Here is an 18,036-nt window from a genome sequence, read left to right on the forward strand (position 1 = left end):
TGGCGGCTACTATGGCACGAGTGTGGTGTGGATCGCAATCAGTCGCGGGTCACGCGGGCGAGGTCAAGGCGGTGAGCAGGGTGGTGAAGACATCGACGAGATGATCGACGGGCGGCCGGGGGTCGTCGAGGCTCCACTGGTGCACGGCGCCGTTCACAGCGCCGATGAAGGCCGCCATCGCCATCCGCCACCCGCCCGGCGGGGTACGCACACCGTCGCGGGTGGCCGCGATCGTGGCGACCACCTCGCCCCAGCGATCCCGCACCCGCGCCCGGTGTTCCTCGACCGCCTGGCTCACCCCGACGATCTCGACGAAGGCCACCTTGGCCGCTCGGATGTCGTCGGTGATGGCCGTGGTGTAGGCGCGCAGCGCGGCATCGATGAGGGTGCGCAGGTCGTCGGTGTCGACGGCCGCCAGCGCGGCGAGCACGGCGTCGCGAGCCCTGCCCTGCACCGCGTCGTACACCGCGACGAGCAGTTCCTCGCGTCCGGCGAACTGCTCGTAGAACTGCCGCCGTGACAGCCCGGCCACCGCGCACACATCGGTGAGCGAACTGTTGGCATAGGACTTCTCGGCGAAAACGGTCAGTCCGGCCTCGATGAACAGCGCACGCCGCTCGACCTGCCGTTCGGCGACCGAGGTGCCGGTGTAGTTGTGCCGGGTCCGCCCAGATGTCACCCCACGACCCTACGAGGTGGTGGCCTCGACAGGTCCGATCGGGACCACCAGCGGGGTGCCGGTGACCGGGTCCTCGATCACCTTCGCGCGCAGCCCGAACACCTGCGCCACCACGTCTTCGGTGAGGACCTCGGCGGGTGTACCCGCGGCGACCACCTGCCCGGCGCGCATGGCGACCAGCCGATGGGCGTAGCGGGCGGCCAGATTCAGGTCGTGCAGCACCATCACCACCGTCCGGTTCGCCTCCGCGTGCAGGCGCCGGACCAGGTCGAGCACCTCGATCTGGTGGGCCAGGTCGAGGAAGGTGGTCGGTTCGTCGAGCAGCAGCAGGTCGGTGTTCTGGGCCAGCGCCATCGAGATCCAGGCGCGTTGGCGCTGCCCGCCGGACAGTTCGTCGAGCGAGCGGTCGGCGAATTCGGCCATGTTCGTCCAGGTCAGGGCCTCGGTGATGGCCGACTCGTCGTCGGAGGACCACTGCCGGTACCACCGCTGGTGCGGGTGTCTGCCCCGGGCGACCAGGTCGGCGACGGTGAGCCCGTCGGGCGCAAGCGGTGATTGGGGCAGGATGCCGAGCACCCGCGCCACGTCCCTGGTCGACATCCGGTCGATGCGTTTGCCGTCGAGGTGCACCTGCCCACCGGTCGGCCGCATCAGCCGGGCCATCGCGCGCAGCAGCGTGGACTTCCCGCATCCGTTGGGTCCGATCACCGCGGTGATGGTGGCGTCGGTGATCTCGAGATCCAGCCCGTCGACGACGGTGGTCGGGCCGTAGCCGAGGGTCACGGCATCGGCACGCAGTCGAACGGTCATCACGCGCCCGCTTTCCCGGCACGATCGCGCCGCATCAACAGATAGATCAGGTAGGGAGCGCCGAGCACGGCGGTAATCACCCCGACGGGAAGTTCGCCCGAGGGCAGGAGTGTGCGGGCGACCAGATCGGCGGTGACGGTGAACGCCGCGCCGAGTACCGCCGAGGTGAGCAGCGGGGGCTGGGCCGAACCGGTGAGGCGCAACGCCACCTGCGGCACGGCGAGCGCGATGAAGATGACGGCCCCCGCCGACGCCGTCGCGACACCGGCCAGCAGCACGGCCAGCACCAGCAGGGTCAGGCGCGCGGCGTTGAGGCGCACACCGAGCGAGCGGGCGGTGTCGTCGCCGAAGTGCAGGGCCCCGAGCAGGTGAGTGCTCGCGAGGACCACCGGAACCAGCACGGCCAGGGCGATCGCCACCGGGGTCACCTGGATCCAGCCGCTGCCGTTGAGGCTGCCGGTCAGCCAGGTCACCGCCCGGGTCGCGACATCGACTTCCCCGACGCTGAGCAACCAGAACGTCACGCTGGACAGCAGCGAACCGGCACCCAGGCCGACCAGCACGAGCCGATGGCCTTCGATTCCCCCACTCCACGCCAGCACGAAGACGCCGAGCGCGGCGAGCAGCCCGCCCAGTATCGAGGCCACCGGCACCCCGATCTCGGCCACCGCGCCGCTGACCTGACCCCGACTGCCCGCCAGCGCGATCACCGCGACCGCGGCGACACTCGACCCCGCGGTAACGCCGAGAATGTCGGGACTCGACAACGGGTTGCGCGCGATGCCCTGGGTGATCGCACCGGACAACGCGAGTGCCGCGCCGACCAACGCGCCGGTGAGGATCCGGGGCAGCCGCAGATCCCACACCACGTAGGCCAGCCCGTCGTCGCCACCGCCGGTGAGCACCGCGAGCACATCCAGCGGCGTCACCGGGCCGCCGTCGGGCATGGTGTAGGTGCCGAGCGCGAGCGCGACACAACTCGCGGCGGCGAGGATCGCGGCGCCGAGCAGCAGGACCGCTGCCGTGCGCAGGCGCAGCTGCCAGGACACCGGCCCCAGCCGGACCGCCAGAACGGTACTCATATGGTCACCAACTTCCGGCGGCGGACCAGCGCGATGAAGAACGGGACGCCGACGACGGCGAGCATGATGCCCGCCGGAAGCTCGCCCTTGTCCAGTACGAGTCGTCCCGCGATGTCGGCGACCAGCACCAGGACCACTCCGAGCAGCCCGGCGACCGGAACCAACCAGCGGTAGTCGGGTCCGGTGATGCCGCGCGCGAGGTGCGGCACGACGAGTCCGACGAAACCGAGCGGACCGGCGATCGCCACGACCGCGCCGGTGAGCAGCACGATCGACGTGATCCCGACGGTGCGGGCCAGAGTGACGCGATGCCCGAGGGCGCGCGCGGTGTCCTCACCGAGGCCGAGCGCGTTGAGCGCGGAGGTGTTGGCCAGGGCGAGCACGATCCCGGCCACGACGAAAGGTGTCGCCTTGGCCAGCAGATCCAGGCTGGAGCCGGTCAGCGAACCGGCCTTCCAGAAACGATAGATATCGGTGACGTCGGTGTCGAACAGCACCACCGCCGAGATCAGTCCCTGGAGCAGATAGCTGACGGCGGCGCCCGCCAGCGCCAGAGTCACCGGGGTGGGTCCGCCACGCCCCGTCGCGCCGATGGCGAACACGGTGACGGAGGCGATCAAGGCCCCGGCGAAGCCGAACCACACGTAGCCGAACAGACTGGACACGCCGCCGATCATCACCGCCGCGACGATGCCGAGTGCCGCGCCCTGGGTGATGCCGAGCAGCGCGGGATCGGCGAGCGGGTTCCTGGTGTGTCCCTGGATCACGGCGCCCGCGATACCGAGCGCGAGCCCGGCCAGGATGCCGAGCAGGGTGCGCGGCAGGCGCAGGCCGTTCACGATGGCGCCGGTCTCGGTGTCGGTCGTACCGCCGAGGGCCTGCAGAACCTCTAGGGGCGCGATGAATTTCGAGCCGACGGCCAAGCTGAGCAGGACGGCCGCGAGCACCGAGACCAGCAATCCCGCGATGAGTAGCAACCGGCGAGATCGCGTGTCGGCGAACACGGCTCCGGGCGGCGAAGCGGCCACTGTCCCCTCTTCGTAGTTGGTAATTAGGTAAGGCTTCGCTACGTTAGCAACCCTGAGGGCAACCGAACCACCCGGGAGGACGTCGATGAACACCCCACTGAGCCGTCGGCTCGCCGCCGTCGCGGCGGTCGCCGCCGCTGTACTGAGCCTGTCCGCCTGCGGTCAGGACCGGGCGACAACCGGTGTCGCGGGCAGTGACTGCGACACCGCGAGCAACCTCGACGGCGGCGCGTACCCGCGCACCATCGAGAAGGGCGCGGTCACCGACGCGGCCGGTGCGAATGTCGGCACGGTCGTCGACCCGGCGACCATCGCCACCCGCCCGGTTCGGGTCGCTGCCCTCGATCAGACCTTCGTCGACGCCGCCCTGGTGCTCGACACCGAACTGGTCGCGTACACGACGTACCAGTCCATGGGGGAGAAGCTGCCCGCGTTCCTCGGCGCCGCGGCGCAGACCTGCGGTGGGCGCGCCGTCAACATCGGCCATGTGCAGACCCCCGACATCGAGAAGCTGGCGGGTGCCCGCCCGGACCTGATCGTGTCGGCCAAGGTGCGGCACGAGAAGCAGTACGAGCAGTTCCGTGGCATCAAGCTCGGTTCGGGCACGGTGCCGGTGGTGTTCAGTCAGACCACCGGGGCCACCTGGAAGGAGAACCTGCTGTTGCTCGCCAAGGCGGTCGACAAGGAGAAGCTCGCCGAGGCCAAGCTCACGGCCTATCAGGAGCGGGCCGCCGCGATCGGCGCGGCGATCAAGGACAAGAACGGTGGCACCGCGCCCACCGTGTCGCTGCTTCGCTTCATGGGCAAGGAGGACCGGCTCATGCAGCGGGTCAGCTTCATCGGCGACATCTTCGCCGACACCGGCCTGAACCAGCCCGACAAGTCCGCCGATCCGAAGAACGACTTCGCGATCACGCTGAGCCCGGAACGTCTGCTCGACGCCGACGCCGACTACGTCTTCCTCACCAGCAGCGGCGAGGATGCCGCCACCCAGCGCAAGGCGGCCGCCGAGGCCAACCCGCTGTGGAACCAGCTGCGCGGCAAGATCACCCCGGTCGACGACCTGGTCTGGCTGACCTCGGTCGGCCTCACCGGCGCGCACGCGGTCCTCGACGACATCGCCGCGACCTTCGGCGTCGACCCGGCGAAGTAGGTCCGGCGTGTTCTGTTCGCCCGCCCCTACACTCGGCGGGATGGGCGAACAGAAGCAGCGCATGCTGGCGGGGGACCTGTACAAAGACGACGACCCGGAACTCGTGGCCGAACGGCGGCGAGCGCAACGGCTGTGCGACGAGTTCAATCGCACCGGCCCCGATGAGACCGATCGACGGACCGAGTTGCTCGGCGATCTCCTCGGCACACTGGGCGAGGGGTCCTGGATCATGCCGCGATTCCAGTGCGACTACGGCTACCTGATCGAGATCGGGGCCAACAGTTTCCTCAACTACGACGCGATCCTGCTCGACTGCGCGCCGATCACCATCGGCGACGACTGTTCGATCGGCCCGCGCGCTCAGCTGCTCACCGCCCTTCATCCGATGGACGACCACGAAAAGCGCAGGCAGCGTTGGGAATCGGCGGCGCCGATCCGGATCGGGAACAACGCGTGGTTCGGTGGCGGGGTGATCGTGTGCCCCGGGGTGACCATCGGCGACGACGTGGTGGTCGGCGCGGGCAGCGTGGTCACCCGCGACCTGCCCGACCGCGTGTTCGCGGCGGGTAACCCGGCCAGGGTGATCCGGGCACTGTCGGTGTGATCCGCGCGTCGCCGGGTCGCGCCGGGTGGGTCGACGGCAATACTGTCTGTTCATGGGCCAATCGCGAGTCGTGCAGGAGCAGGAAGCCACCCGGCCGTTGCGCGAGGACATCCGGTTCCTCGGCGGAATCCTCGGTGACACCATCCGGGACCACGAGGGACCCGAGGTGTTCGACCTCATCGAACGGGTCCGCATCGAGGCGTTCCGGGTGCGCCGCGAGGAAGTGGAGCGCAGCGCCGTCGCCGACATGCTCGACGGCACCCCCACCGAGGTGGCGCTGCCGCTGATCCGGGCGTTCAGTTATTTCGTGCTGCTGGCCAACCTGGCCGAGGACATCCAGCGCGACCGCCGCCGCGCCGCGCACGTGGCGGCGGGAGAACCGCCGCAGGACTCGTCGCTGGCCGCCACCTACGCCAAACTCGATGCCGCCGCCCTGGACGGCACCGGCGTGGCCGAACAACTCACCGATGCCCTGGTCTCCCCGGTGATCACCGCGCACCCCACCGAGACCCGCAGGCGCACGGTCTTCGACGTGCAGGCCAAGATCACGGCGCTGATGCGGTTGCGGCGCAGGCTCGAACCGGGCGACCCCGGATTCGACGACATCGAACCGCGCATCCGTCGTGAAGTGCTCACCCTGTGGCGCACCGCGCTGATCCGCTTGGCGCGCTTGCGGATCCAGGACGAGATCTCGGTCGGTCTGCGCTACTACGACCTCACCCTCTACGACGTGATCCCCGCGATCAACGCCGAAGTCCGTGCCGCGCTGCGTTCGCGCTGGCCCGATGTCGACCTGCTCGACCGCCCGATCCTGCGTCCCGGTTCGTGGATCGGCGGTGATCGCGACGGAAACCCCTATGTGACAGCCGAAGTCGTGCACACCGCCGCCGAGCAGGCCGCCGCCTACGCCTTCGGTCGCTACCTGGGCGAGCTGGTCGAACTGGAGAAGTCGCTGTCGCAGTCGGCGCGTCTGGTGCGGGTCAGCCCGGCGGTCGCTGCACTGGCCGACGCCGGGTACGACGACCCGGCCGTGTTCGCCGACGAACCGTATCGCCGGGCGCTGCACGCGGTCCGGGCGCGGCTGAGCGCCACCGCCGCGCGCTCGCTCGACCGCCTCCCGGACAACGGTCTGGCCACCGATGCCGAGCCGTACCCCACACCGCAGGCGGTACTCGACGATCTGGACGCGATCGACGCCTCCCTGCGGGCCAGCGGCGACGCCCTGCTCGCCGACGACCGCCTCGCCGCCCTGCGCCACGCCGTGGAGACGTTCGGTTTCCACCTGCAGGGCCTCGATATGCGGCAGAACTCCGAGGTGCACGAACAGGTCGTCGCCGAACTGCTCGCCTGGTCGGGTGTGCATCAGGACTACGCGAGCTTGAGCGAAGCCGAACGGGTCGACCTGCTGGCCACCGAATTGCGCACGCGCAGACCACTGCTCGGCCCGAACGCCCGGCTGAGCGAACTGGCGGCCAAGGAACTCGGCGTGCTGCGCGCCGCCAAGGGCGTGATCGACACCTTCGGCGCCGCCGCCGTCCCGAACTACATCATCAGCATGTGCACGTCGGTGAGCGACATGCTCGAAGCGGCCCTACTGCTCAAAGAGGCGGGCATTCTCGATCCCGGCTCCGCCGATGCCTCGCCGCGCAGCCCCGTCGGCATCGTTCCGCTGTTCGAGACCATCGAGGACCTCGGTGCCGGTGCGGCGACTCTGGCTGCCGCACTGGAGGTTCCGGTGTACCGCGAGCTCGTCGCCGCGGCGGGGATGCGGCAGGAGGTGATGCTCGGTTACTCCGATTCCAACAAGGACGGCGGGTACCTGGCGGCGAACTGGGCGCTCTACCGCGCCGAACTGGACCTGGTGGAGGTGGCGCGCAAGGCGGGAATCCGGTTGCGGCTCTTCCACGGTCGTGGCGGCACCGTCGGCCGCGGTGGTGGTCGCAGTTACGACGCGATCCTCGCCCAGCCCGCCGGTGCGGTGCGCGGGTCGTTGCGGCTCACCGAACAGGGTGAGGTGATCGCCGCGAAGTACTCCGAATCCGGTGCGGCACACCGCAACCTGGAATCGCTCATCGCGGGCACCCTCGAATCCACCCTGCTCGACGTGGAAGGCCTCGGCGACGACGCCGAACCGGCCTACGAACTGCTCGACGACCTGGCGACCCGGGCTCGCGCCGCCTACGCGCACCTGGTGCACGACACCCCCGGCTTCGTCGAATACTTCCGGCAGTCCACCCCCGTCGCCGAGGTCGGCGACCTCAATATCGGCAGCCGCCCGGCCTCGCGCAAACCCACCAATTCGGTGTCGGATCTGCGCGCGATTCCGTGGGTGATGGCCTGGAGTCAGGCGCGTGTCATGCTGCCGGGCTGGTACGGCACCGGCACCGCGCTCGAGGACTGGGTCGGCGACGATCCGGCGCGCCTGGCCCGGCTCACCGATCTCTACCAGCGGTGGCCGTTCCTGCGCACCGTGTTGTCGAATCTGGCGCAGGTGATGGCCAAGAGCGACCTCGACATCGCCGCCCGTTACGCCGACCTGGTGGACGACAAAACGTTGCGCGACAAGATCTTCGGGATGATCCGCGACGAACACGCCCGCACCGTCCGCATGTACAAGGCGGTCACCGGCCACGAAGAACTCCTCAGCGACAACCCGTCGCTGGCGGAGTCGATCCACAACCGTTTCCCCTACCTGGAACCGCTCAATCAGCTCCAGGTGGACCTGCTGCGCAGGCTGCGCGGCGGTGACGATTCGGAATTGGTGAAGCGGGGCATCCTGCTCACCATGAACGGCCTCGCCACCGCCCTGCGCAACTCGGGCTAGGCGCTAGCCCGTGCGACAGGTCGTGTCGTGTTCGGGCACGGTGCCGTCGACCAGATAGTCGGTGACGGTCTCGGTCGCGCAGGGATCGGCGCCGAGAACATAGACCCCGTGCCCACTCCCGTCGACGGTGACCAACCGTGACCGCTGACCGAATTTCGCGTCGAGAAGTTCGCCGCCGCGCAACGGGGTGACCGGGTCGCGCTGGTTCTGCACGATCAGCACCGCGCCGGGAGCGGTGCTGTCGATCGATACCGGCGGCTCGGACGGCCCGAGCTTCCAGTAGGCGCACGGCATGACGTTCGCGGCGGCCGCGCCGTAGAGCGGGTGCCGTTCCCGGTCCTCGGCCACGGCCCGCCGGTAGGAACCGATGTCCTCGGGCCATTCGACGTCGTTGCAGGTCACGGCGAGAAACACCGACCAAGCGTTGTCGTTCGGGGACGGTGCGCCGGTGCCCGGCGGGCGGCCGCCCGCGGGACCGGGGCGCCCGGTGTCGATGAGCGATCGCCAACTCTCGGCCGCCGAGGCGTACAGCGCCGGGCGATAGAGCGTGAAGAAGGTGCCGAATCGGAAGAGGTTTCCGTCCATGCCGTCCACCGGGTGCGCGTCGAGCCGCTCGGCCAGGGTGAAGTACGTCCGCCGCACCTCCTCCGGTGTGCGGCCCAGACCGTAGGTGTCGTGACGGGCGGCCGCCCATTCGGCGAAGTCGGGAAATGTCTCCTCCATGCCGCGGCCGTAGAGACGCATCCCCTCGTGGTCGAGGTGCGTGTCGCCGATATTGCTGTCGAGCACGACGCGGTCGACCTGCTGCGGGAACATCGAGGCGTAGGCGGCGCCGAGCGCGGTGCCATACGAGTAGCCGAGGAAGCTGGCCTTGTCCGCACCCAACGCGGCCCGGATCCGGTCCAGGTCACGGGCCATGTTCGCCGTCGACACGTGTGACATCCGGCCGTCGTGGTCGTTGGCCGCGCACTGCTCGGCGACCCCCTGGGCGATCACGGCCCGCTCGGTGACCGCCGCATCGTTCACCGCATACGGCGCGATATTGCCGAAGTACACCTGATCGTCGGTGAACCCGCAGCTCACCGGCGCCGAATGCCCTACCCCGCGGGTATCAATACCGATCAGGTCATAGCTGTCGAGGACTTCGGCGGGCAGCCCATGGGCAGCCAGGAACTTGGGCTGGTCCAACCCTGTACCGCCCGGACCACCGGGGTTGAGCAGCAACACTCCGCGACGCTTGTCCGGGTTCCTGCTCGCCAGCCGCGAGATCATGATCTCGATCCGCGTGCCTTCGGGTTCGCGGTAGTTCAGGGGCACCGGCACGGTGGCACAGTCCAACTGGGCGGGCCCGGCCGTGAGATCTTCCACCCCCTCCGGACAGGCGCCCCACCGCACCTGCGCCGCGCGGTCTCCGGTCGGCTCCGCCACCACATCGGGTGCCCCGGTAAGGGTCGCGCTGAGACCGAGGACAGCCAACAGACTCAGGCTTCGTTGTCGATTCATCCGCTGCTACTCCCCGACGACATGGCGCCTTCCACGAGCGAATCGTCCACTCGGGCTCGTGTCCGGCAGGTACACAGACGAGTCTGTCGCGCCGACCGCACCGGCACATCGCTCCGGCGGCGGCGATCGTGTCGGACGAAAGTCGAAGCGGCGATTCGACTCGGGTCGAGCACATCTCATCCGCTGGGCTGCTGCTTCGGGACGGTCGGTGTCGCGATAATGGCCGGGTGGACACCGGCGACGCGGCACGACTCGGAGCACGGCAGCAGATCTGGCGGCTGACGGCAGCCGCGCTGATCGGCATCGCCGCCTGGTTCACCGTCGCTGCCGCGCTGCCCCCGAGTTGCACGGCCGACACCTGTTCCTGGCTGGTCACCGGCGATCCGCTGATCGCACTCGGTTGCGTGACGGTACTGCCGTGGCGGCGCCGGTTCCCGTTCACCGTCGCCCTGGTGGTCGGTATCGCCTCGGCCGCGTCGGCACTCGCCACCGGTGCCGCGCTGCTGGCACTGTGTTCGTTGTCCACCCGCCGACGACCGGTCGAAATCGCCGTTGTGGTCGCCGCGTATGTGGCGGCGGCGCAGTCGACCTCGGGCCTCTACCCGATCGATACCCCGCCCGCCCCGCTCTGGTTGCAACTCGCGCTGACGATGTCGAGCGCGGGGATCGCCGTGGCCACCGGCGTGGCCATCGATGCCCGCCGCGCGGAGGTGCGATCGCTGCGGGAACGCGCCGACAGCGCGGAACGCGAACAGGGCGCCCGTGCGGCCCAGGCCAGGGCCCAGGAACGCAATCGGATCGCCCGCGAGATGCACGATGTGCTCGCGCACCGGATCTCGCTGGTCGCCATGCAGGCGGGCGTGCTGGATCACCGCGACGACCTCTCGGTCGAGGAGAAGCGAACCCTGGTCCGCGGGATCGCCGACGGTTCCCGCCAAGCGTTGGAAGAACTCCGCGACGTCCTCGGCGTTCTGCGCGCCGACCCCGACCGTCCGGAACCACCGCAACCCACCCTCGACCGGGTCCCGGACCTGGTCGCCGATGCCCGGTCCTCCGGCCTGGCTGTCACGCTCGCCTCCACGGTGACCGCCACCCCACCAGAGACCGTGGGACGGACCGGTTACCGGGTGGTTCAGGAAGGGCTGACCAACGCCACGAAACACGCACCGGCCGCACCGGTCCAGATCACCGTGGACGGGACGCCCGGCGGCGAATTGCGGGTCAGCGTCCGCAATTCCGCGGCCGCGACCACCCTCGCCCGACCACCGGCATCCGGCTTCGGTCTCCTCGGCCTCGCCGAGCGGATCACCCTCGCGGGCGGCACACTCGACCACCATCGCACCCGCGACAACGGCTACCTGCTCACCGCGCGACTTCCCTGGCCGGAGCACGATCCCGAGAAAAGAGCATGAGTGCACAGTGATCGAGAGGTGGTGCGTGTCGTCATCGTCGACGACGACCAGTTGGTGCGGATGGCGCTGCGCCTGGTCATCGACGGCGAACCGGATCTGGCCGTCGTCGCCGAGGCCGCCGACGGGGACACCGCGCTCGCGGTGGTGGACGAACTACGGCCGGACGTCGTGCTGATGGATGTGCGGATGCCCGGCCGCGACGGCATCGACACCACCCGATGCCTCAGCGCCGCACCGGCGCCGCCCGCGGTGCTCATGCTGACCACCTTCGATTCCGACGAACTGGTCCTCGGCGCGCTGCGCGCCGGGGCACTCGGCTTCGTCCTCAAGGACACCCCACCCGCCCGGATCGCCGATGCGGTGCGCTCGGTCGCGGCCGGGCATCCCGTGCTGTCTCCCACGGTCACGGCGCGGGTGATCGCCGCGGCCACCGGGCCGGGTTCCAGCGAGGCCCGCGGCGCCACCCGCGATGCCGCGCGCAAACGACTGGCTGCTCTGTCGGAACGCGAACTCGACACCGCGCGAGCTATCGCCGACGGGCTGGGCAATCCGGAGATCGCCGCACGATTACAGGTGACCGTCGCCACCGTGAAGGCGCACACCGGCAACCTGTTCACCAAGCTGGGCGCCGCCAATCGAGTACAGATCGCACTCCTGGTCCGCGACGCGGAACAATGAACCCGCCGAACACCGATGGGGTGGCACCGCTGTACGGTGCCACCCCATCGGGCGAACGTCGACGCGCGCCCTGGTTACAGGCAGACGGTGACGGTGAACGGTCCGACCGGGATGCCGGTGCAGATCGCCACCGAGCCGACGACGGGCTGCGCGGCGGCGGCCGAGGCGGTGCCCGCACCGGTGGCGGTGACGAACAGGGCGAGCGCGGCGACGGCGAGCGGACGGGCGGTCTTGACGAACATAGGCTGATCCTCGGGTAGAACGGGTGGAACAGGTCCCAGGCGGGGCCCGCCCCATCTCAACACGAGCCCCGCCGCGGTGTCCTTCGCATCGTGGGAATCGCGGTGGCTCAATCGGTCACGATCGCCACGGCGTCGATCTCCACGAGCATCTCCGCGCGCGGCAGACCGGTGAACACGGTGGTGCGCGAGGGCAGCACGCCGTCGGTGGTGTGCTCGGTGACGAACTCGCCGTAGGCCTCGTTCATGATCGCGAAGTCCTCCCGCTTGGTGAGGTACACCCGCAGCATCACCACGTCGTCGAAGGTGGCACCGGAGGCGTCGATGATGGCCTTCACGTTCATCAGGGTGCGGGTGGTCTGCGCGGCCACGTCGCCCGGGTGCAGGTATTCGCTGGTCTCCGGGTCGACCGGGCCCTGTCCGGAGACCTGGATGAACGGGCCTTTGCGCACGCCCTGGGAGAAGGTGTGGGCGGGGGCGGGAGCCTCGGAGGTACGCACGGCGATCTTGTCGGACATGGTTCAGCCTTTCCTCGCGGGGACGGCTCGGCGGGGGTCCCAGCCGAGTTCGGTGGAGATGGCGTCGGCGCACGCCCGCACCTGGGGGAGCAGGGCGAGCACCTGGTCGTGGTCGAGCAGCACATCGGGTACCGAGACCGAGACGGCGGCGACCACCTCGCCGATACCGTCACGCACGGGCACCCCGATGCAGTTGACGAAACTCTCGTGCTCCTCGTGGTCCTCGGCGAAGCCCTGTGCGGCAACCCGTTCCAGCTCGGCCAGGTAGCGTTCGGGGGTGCGCAGGGTGCGCGGGGTGAACGGGTGGTAGTCCAGACGCGCTGCCACCGTGCGCCATTCGGTGCGTGGGAGCGCCGCGACGAGAACCTTGCCGACGGCCGTGCAGTGCAGGGGAGCCGGCCTGCCGATGCGTGAGTACATCCGCACCGACTGTTCGGCGTCGACCTTGTCGATGTAGACGGCGTCACCGGACTCGTAGGCGGCCAGGTGCACCGTCTGCCCGGTGGTCGTGCCGAGGGCGCTCAGGTGTGGCCTGGCGACCGTGCGCACGTCGCGGTTCTCCAGTGCGTGGCTTGCCAATTCGAACATGCGACTGCCGAGGGAGTAGCGGTGCGCGGCGTCGCGGACCACGAATCGTTCGGCCTGCATCGTCTGCAGCAGTCGCAGCACGGTCGACTTGTGCACCCCGAGCCGCCCCGCCAGTTCGTCGAGGGACTGGGAAGCCTCGCCGAGCGCGATGAGGATGGACAGGGCTCGCGACACGCTTTGACTCATGGCCCGATCGTCCCATCTGCCGACGGTGGATAGGTGAGCCCCGTCCAGACGGCGTCCGGGAGCCCGGCGAGATGCCGGAGTTCTTGTGGTGGAGGGAGTTTCGCCGCATCGCCGGACGCGGTGAGGGCGGCGGCCGCGCACAGGTGCCCGTAGCGCAGGCGGGTGCGCAGGTCGGCGCCGTGCAGCAGCGCCGCGAGGTAGCCGCCCGCGAATGCGTCACCCGCGCCGATGCGTTCGGTGACGGTGAGATCCAGGGCGGGCACCTCCACCACCTGCTCGCCGTCGAAACCGATCGCGGTGTGCTTGTCGTTCTTGACGATGAGCTGCGCGGGTTCGGGAAACAGGGCACGCAGGGCGCCCGGGTCGCCCGTGCCGAAGATCTCGGTGGCCTCGTCGGCGCCCAGCAGCACCACATCGGCGCCGCGCACGTGTGCGGCGAGCTCGTCGGCGGCCGCGCCGATGCGTGCACCCCACACCGCGGGGCGGTAGTTCAAGTCGAAGCTGATCGTCGACCCGTGCCGTGGACGGTCGAGCAGGCTACGGGTGAGCGCGCACGCCGACTCGGAGAGCGCGGGGGTGATACCGGTGAAGTGCACGAGATCGGCCCGCACGAGCGGCGGCGCGACGAGGTCGGCGGGTGCGAGGGCGCTGGCGGCCGATCCGGACCGGTAGTAGTGCATGCGGCTCTCGCTAGAGGGGAGGTCGTGTGGCGTGCCGGAGCCGCCGCCGCGCTCTTTGATGTAGATGCCGGTCGGGCGCGTCGGGTCGACCGCCACAGCGCCGACATCCACTCCTGCCCGGGCTAATTCGGCCACCAGGTAGCGGCCGAATCCGTCGTCACCGACCCGCGACAGCCACGCGGCGGACACACCGAGTTGCGCGAGCACCACGGCCACATTCGCCTCGGCGCCACCGGCCGACCGCTCGAATGTTCCCGAACGTTCCAGCGGTCCCGGCTCGGCGACGAGGACCGCCAACCCCTCGCCCACGGTGACCGCTCTTGGCTGTTCCGTTGTTGCGTGGATCACCTTATCGGGCCTTTCGTGGTTGCGGTCACAGCTGTCTGCATGCACAATAACGAGCAGAAACATTCAGTGCAACTTGCGTTGCGCATTATGCAATAGCAAAGACATATGGTTGATCGGGCTGGGGGCCCGCCGGGAAAGGGATGCTGTGACCATCGACAACGCCGTCGTAGACGCGCTGGCCGACGAGGTGCTCGGCCCGCACGTCAAGAGCGCCCCGCCCGCCGTGTGGGGGCATTCGGTACGCGAATATCTGACGGGGACAACGGAACTCACGCAGTGGCAGACGCCGCTGCTCACCCTCGACCGCGCGGCCCTCGACGCCAACCGCGCGCTCATGGCCGACTGGACCACCGCGGGCGGTGTCGAACTCGCCCCGCACGGCAAGACCACGATGGCGCCGCAACTGTGGCGCGAACAACTCCGTGCGGGCGCCTGGGGAATCACCCTGGCCACCGCCTGGCAGGCGCAGCTCGCCCGCTCCTTCGGCGTGGGCCGGATCCTGCTCGCCAACGCCCTGGTCGACCCCATCGGGCTGGCCTGGGTGGCCGGGGAATCCGCCCGCGACGAGAACTTCGAGTTCTACTGCTGGGCCGACAGCGTCGCCACCGTGGAGCTGATGGACAAGATCCTGCGCGACACCCCGCCCGGCCCGCCGGTTCGGGTGCTGGTCGAACTGGGTGGCGCGCACGGTCGTACCGGTGCGCGGACCCGAGACGAGGCGCTCGCGGTGGCGCGAGCCCTGGTCGCCGGTGAACGTCTCACACTCGCGGGCGTCGGCGGGTACGAAGGCGCGCTCGCCCACGATCGCACCCCCGAGGCGCTGGCCGCGGTGCGCGGCTACCTGCGCGAGCTCGCCGCCCTGCACGCCGAACTCGGCGGCCTGTACTCCGGACCCGCCATCGTCTCGGCGGGTGGCAGCGCGTATCCGGAACTGGTCGTCGACGAACTGGCGGGCCTTGCCTCGGACCGACGAGGTCTGCCGGGCTCGACAACCGTGGTGCTGCGCAGCGGCGCGTACCTCGTGCACGACGACGGCTTCTACGCGGGCATCTCGCCGCTCACCGCCCCCGTCACCGACCCGGGTCTGCGCTCGGCGATGCACGGCTGGGCCCGTGTCGTCTCCCGCCCCGAACCCGAACTGGCCCTGCTCGACGGCGGCAAACGCGACTTCCCCTACGACGAAGGCCTCCCGACGCCCCAGCTCGTTGTCGGCGGCGCGCCGCTCCCGCCGGGCGCGCACGTGAGCGCACTCAACGACCAGCACACCTTCCTGCGTCTCCCGGGGGCCACGCTCGCCGACCTCCCGGTCGGCAGTGTTGTGCGGCTCGGCCTTTCGCACCCGTGCACCGCCTTCGACAAGTGGCGGCTCATTCCCGTGATCGACTCCGCGGGGACGGCGCATCCGCGTGTGGTCGACCTCATCCGCACCTACTTCTGACGGACGACCATGACTTCCTTGCTCTTTCGCGACATCGACATCGTCGACGGCACCGGCGGACCACGCACCCGTGGCGACGTCCTCGTCCGCGACGGCCGCATCACCGAGATCGCCGAGTCGATCCGGACCGACGCCCCGGTGGTCGGTGTCCAGCCGGGTTCGGTGCTCGCGCCGGGCTTCGTCGACATGCACGCCCATTCGGATCTGTATCTGCTCACCCACCCCGAGCACATCCCGAAGATCACCCAGGGCGTCACCACCGAGGTGATCGGCCAGGACGGGCTGTCCTACGCACCGATCGACGACGCCGCACTCGCGTTGGTGCGCAAGCAGATCGCGGGCTGGAACGGCAACCCCACCGACTTCGACTTCTCCTGGCGCACCGTCGGTGAGTACCTGGACCGGCTCGACCAGGGCATCACCCCGAACGCCGCCTATCTCGTACCGCAGGGCACGCTGCGCCTGCTCGTCGTCGGCGCCGAGCAGCGGGCGGCGACCACCGCCGAGATCGACCGGATGTGCGCGTTGCTCGCGCGGGGACTCGACGAGGGCGCGGTCGGAATGTCGAGCGGTCTCACCTATACGCCCGGAATGTACGCCGACACCGGCGAACTCGCCGCCCTGTGCGCCGTCGTCGCCGCCTACGGCGGCTTCTACGCCCCGCACACCCGCTCCTACGGCGCGGGCGCGCTCGAGGCCTACGCCGAGATGATCGGCTTGGCGAAAGCCACCGGCTGCGCCCTGCACCTGACCCACGCCACCATGAACTTCGGCGTGAACCGAGGGCGCGCACCGGAATTGCTGGCGATGATCGCCCAGGCCAGGGCCGACGGCTGCGACATCACCCTCGACACCTATCCGTATCTGCCCGGCTCGACCACCCTGTCGGCCCTGCTGCCCAGCTGGGCGATGTCGGGCGGCCCCGACGCGGCGCTGGCCCGGCTCGACGATCCGGCCGCGCGCGCCCGGATCACCGCCGACGTCGACGTGCACGGGTCCGACGGGTGTCACGGGGTGACCGTCGAATGGGAGACCATCCAGATCAGCGGTGTCGGTGCCGACGAACTCGCCGGGCACGTCGGGCGCACCGTCGCCGAGATCGCCGCCGACCGCGGCACCGCGCCCGTCGAGGTGTTCTTCGAACTGCTCACCCGCGACCAGCTGGCCACCACGATCCTGCAGCACGTCGGCCACGAGGAGAACGTGCGCGCGATCATGGTCGACCCGGGGCACATGGGCGGCAGCGACGGCCTGCTGGTCGGCGCCCGACCGCACCCGCGCGCGTGGGGCACCTTCCCGCGCTATCTGTCGCGCTATGTCCGTGAGCTCGGCGTGCTCGGTCTGGAGGACTGCGTGCACCACCTCACCGGCCGTCCCGCCGCCCGGCTCCGGCTGGCCGATCGCGGTCTGATCCGGCCCGGATTCGCCGCCGACCTGGTGGTGTTCGATCCGGCGACGGTCCACGACACGGCCACCTTCGAGCATCCGCGACAGCAGGCGCGCGGTATCCAGCACGTGCTGGTCAACGGCGAATTCGCCGTGGAAAACGGCATCGCGACCGGGATCCGCGCCGGTCGTGCCCTGCGCAGGGACACCACGCGAGAGGAGACCCGATGAATCCGTTGCTGAGCTCGTCGTCGGAGGCGATGGAGGTGATCCGGGCCGACCGAGCCCTCACCGTCGTCCGGGCCCCCGCCATCCCCGACCCGGTCGCCCTGGCCGAGACGCTGGCCGGGGCGGGTTTGCGGGCCGTCGAATTCACCTTCACCACCCTCGGTGTGCTCGACGCGATCGGCAAGGCTCGCCGGGCCGCCGACGCGGTGATCGGTGTCGGCACCGTCACCACCCGCGACCAGGCGGCGGCGGCCGTCGACGTCGGCGCGCGGTTCCTGGTGACCCCCGCGCTGCGCCCCGAGGTCGCGGAAGTAGCCGTGGCGCACCAGATCCCGGTCATCATGGGCGCTTACACCCCCACCGAGGTGTTGGCCGCGGTCGAGATGGGCGCGGCGGCGGTGAAGATCTTCCCCGCCCGCTCGCTCGGTCCGGCCTACTTCAAAGACCTGCTCGGTCCGTTCCCCCATGTGTTCCTGATCCCCTCCGGCGGCGTCAACGCGCACAACGCGCGGGAATACCTGCGGGCGGGCGCCGTCGCCGTCACCGCGGGCACCGAGGTGGTCGCCCCCCTGGACGTCGCGGGTTCGCGCTGGTCCGAGATCGGCTCGCGGGCCGCACGTTTCGTTCATTCGCTGGATTGAGAGGTTTGTCC

The 18,036-nt window shown here is 69.9% G+C and carries 17 protein-coding genes; 8 read left to right on the plus strand and 9 right to left on the minus strand.

The annotated features are described in order from the left end of the window. Nucleotides 1–49 precede the first annotated feature (49 nt). From NC7_RS25675 to NC7_RS25690, 4 genes are read right to left on the minus strand one after another with little or no spacing between them, the layout of a single operon-like run. On the minus strand, nucleotides 50–679 hold the full coding sequence (locus tag NC7_RS25675; RefSeq protein WP_067987701.1) for a TetR/AcrR family transcriptional regulator: 630 nt from the start codon (nucleotides 677–679) through the stop codon (nucleotides 50–52). Nucleotides 680–688: 9 nt separating this feature from the next. Next, the gene (locus NC7_RS25680; protein WP_067987704.1) at nucleotides 689–1,489 is read right to left on the minus strand and encodes an ABC transporter ATP-binding protein; all 801 of its coding nucleotides are present in this window, start codon (nucleotides 1,487–1,489) and stop codon (nucleotides 689–691) included. After that, complete coding sequence (locus NC7_RS25685; protein ID WP_067987708.1) at nucleotides 1,489–2,571, minus strand: FecCD family ABC transporter permease; 1,083 nt, start codon at nucleotides 2,569–2,571, stop codon at nucleotides 1,489–1,491. The genes NC7_RS25680 and NC7_RS25685 overlap by 1 nt, the downstream gene beginning before the upstream one ends. Continuing rightward, complete coding sequence (locus tag NC7_RS25690; RefSeq protein ID WP_201449927.1) at nucleotides 2,568–3,599, minus strand: FecCD family ABC transporter permease; 1,032 nt, start codon at nucleotides 3,597–3,599, stop codon at nucleotides 2,568–2,570. The genes NC7_RS25685 and NC7_RS25690 overlap by 4 nt, the downstream gene beginning before the upstream one ends. An 85-nt stretch (nucleotides 3,600–3,684) precedes the next feature. Here NC7_RS25690 and NC7_RS25695 point away from each other — a divergent pair, with 85 nt between their 5' ends. Genes NC7_RS25695 through ppc form a run of 3 tightly spaced genes read left to right on the plus strand, consistent with a single transcriptional unit; the run spans nucleotide 3,685 to nucleotide 8,180 of the window. Then, entirely contained in the window at nucleotides 3,685–4,752 is a 1,068-nt protein-coding gene (locus NC7_RS25695; protein WP_067987713.1) for an ABC transporter substrate-binding protein, read from the plus strand. A gap of 40 nt (nucleotides 4,753–4,792) precedes the next feature. Then, the gene (locus NC7_RS25700; protein WP_067987715.1) at nucleotides 4,793–5,356 is read left to right on the plus strand and encodes a sugar O-acetyltransferase; all 564 of its coding nucleotides are present in this window, start codon (nucleotides 4,793–4,795) and stop codon (nucleotides 5,354–5,356) included. 52 nt (nucleotides 5,357–5,408) lie between these two features. Beyond that, on the plus strand, nucleotides 5,409–8,180 hold the full coding sequence (gene ppc, locus NC7_RS25705; RefSeq protein ID WP_067987717.1) for a phosphoenolpyruvate carboxylase: 2,772 nt from the start codon (nucleotides 5,409–5,411) through the stop codon (nucleotides 8,178–8,180). Between the two features lie 3 nt (nucleotides 8,181–8,183). Here ppc and NC7_RS25710 read toward each other — a convergent pair whose 3' ends face one another. Then, nucleotides 8,184–9,683 (minus strand): alpha/beta hydrolase, encoded by a 1,500-nt coding sequence (locus NC7_RS25710; RefSeq protein ID WP_067987720.1) that lies wholly within the window; start codon nucleotides 9,681–9,683, stop codon nucleotides 8,184–8,186. 227 nt (nucleotides 9,684–9,910) lie between these two features. On the opposite strand from NC7_RS25710, the gene NC7_RS25715 reads away from it, so the two are divergent. Together NC7_RS25715 and NC7_RS25720 are read left to right on the plus strand one after the other, a co-directional pair. Next, nucleotides 9,911–11,095: a sensor histidine kinase gene (locus tag NC7_RS25715; protein ID WP_067987723.1), complete on the plus strand. Its 1,185-nt coding sequence runs from the start codon at nucleotides 9,911–9,913 to the stop codon at nucleotides 11,093–11,095. Continuing rightward, nucleotides 11,096–11,773, plus strand: coding sequence for a response regulator (locus tag NC7_RS25720; protein ID WP_067987726.1), 678 nt, complete (start codon nucleotides 11,096–11,098; stop codon nucleotides 11,771–11,773). A gap of 74 nt (nucleotides 11,774–11,847) precedes the next feature. Here the strand turns inward: NC7_RS25720 and NC7_RS29655 are convergent, their stop codons facing one another. The 4 genes from NC7_RS29655 to NC7_RS25735 all read right to left on the minus strand — a co-directional run bounded on the left by NC7_RS29655 (nucleotide 11,848) and on the right by NC7_RS25735 (nucleotide 14,293). Beyond that, nucleotides 11,848–12,015 (minus strand): hypothetical protein, encoded by a 168-nt coding sequence (locus tag NC7_RS29655; protein WP_167352461.1) that lies wholly within the window; start codon nucleotides 12,013–12,015, stop codon nucleotides 11,848–11,850. A gap of 107 nt (nucleotides 12,016–12,122) precedes the next feature. After that, a complete protein-coding gene (locus NC7_RS25725; RefSeq protein WP_067987729.1) occupies nucleotides 12,123–12,530 on the minus strand; it encodes a RidA family protein in 408 nt (135 codons plus the stop codon). A gap of 3 nt (nucleotides 12,531–12,533) precedes the next feature. After that, nucleotides 12,534–13,304: an IclR family transcriptional regulator gene (locus NC7_RS25730; protein WP_067987731.1), complete on the minus strand. Its 771-nt coding sequence runs from the start codon at nucleotides 13,302–13,304 to the stop codon at nucleotides 12,534–12,536. Beyond that, nucleotides 13,301–14,293, minus strand: a complete 993-nt coding sequence (locus NC7_RS25735) for a sugar kinase (RefSeq protein ID WP_236573651.1) — start codon at nucleotides 14,291–14,293, stop codon at nucleotides 13,301–13,303. Before NC7_RS25735 ends, NC7_RS25730 begins: the two co-directional genes overlap by 4 nt. Before the next feature lie 184 nt (nucleotides 14,294–14,477). On the opposite strand from NC7_RS25735, the gene NC7_RS25740 reads away from it, so the two are divergent. The 3 genes from NC7_RS25740 to NC7_RS25750 are packed head-to-tail and all read left to right on the plus strand — an operon-like array spanning nucleotide 14,478 to nucleotide 18,025. Then, nucleotides 14,478–15,770, plus strand: a complete 1,293-nt coding sequence (locus tag NC7_RS25740; RefSeq protein ID WP_067987735.1) for a type III PLP-dependent enzyme domain-containing protein — start codon at nucleotides 14,478–14,480, stop codon at nucleotides 15,768–15,770. A 9-nt stretch (nucleotides 15,771–15,779) separates the two neighbouring features. Beyond that, complete coding sequence (locus NC7_RS25745; RefSeq protein WP_067987737.1) at nucleotides 15,780–17,387, plus strand: N-acyl-D-amino-acid deacylase family protein; 1,608 nt, start codon at nucleotides 15,780–15,782, stop codon at nucleotides 17,385–17,387. After that, entirely contained in the window at nucleotides 17,384–18,025 is a 642-nt protein-coding gene (locus NC7_RS25750; protein WP_067987740.1) for a bifunctional 4-hydroxy-2-oxoglutarate aldolase/2-dehydro-3-deoxy-phosphogluconate aldolase, read from the plus strand. Before NC7_RS25745 ends, NC7_RS25750 begins: the two co-directional genes overlap by 4 nt. Nucleotides 18,026–18,036 lie beyond the last annotated feature (11 nt).

Origin of the sequence: Nocardia caishijiensis NBRC 108228, from assembly GCF_001612825.1 — a bacterium.
Lineage (GTDB): Bacteria > Actinomycetota > Actinomycetes > Mycobacteriales > Mycobacteriaceae > Nocardia > Nocardia caishijiensis.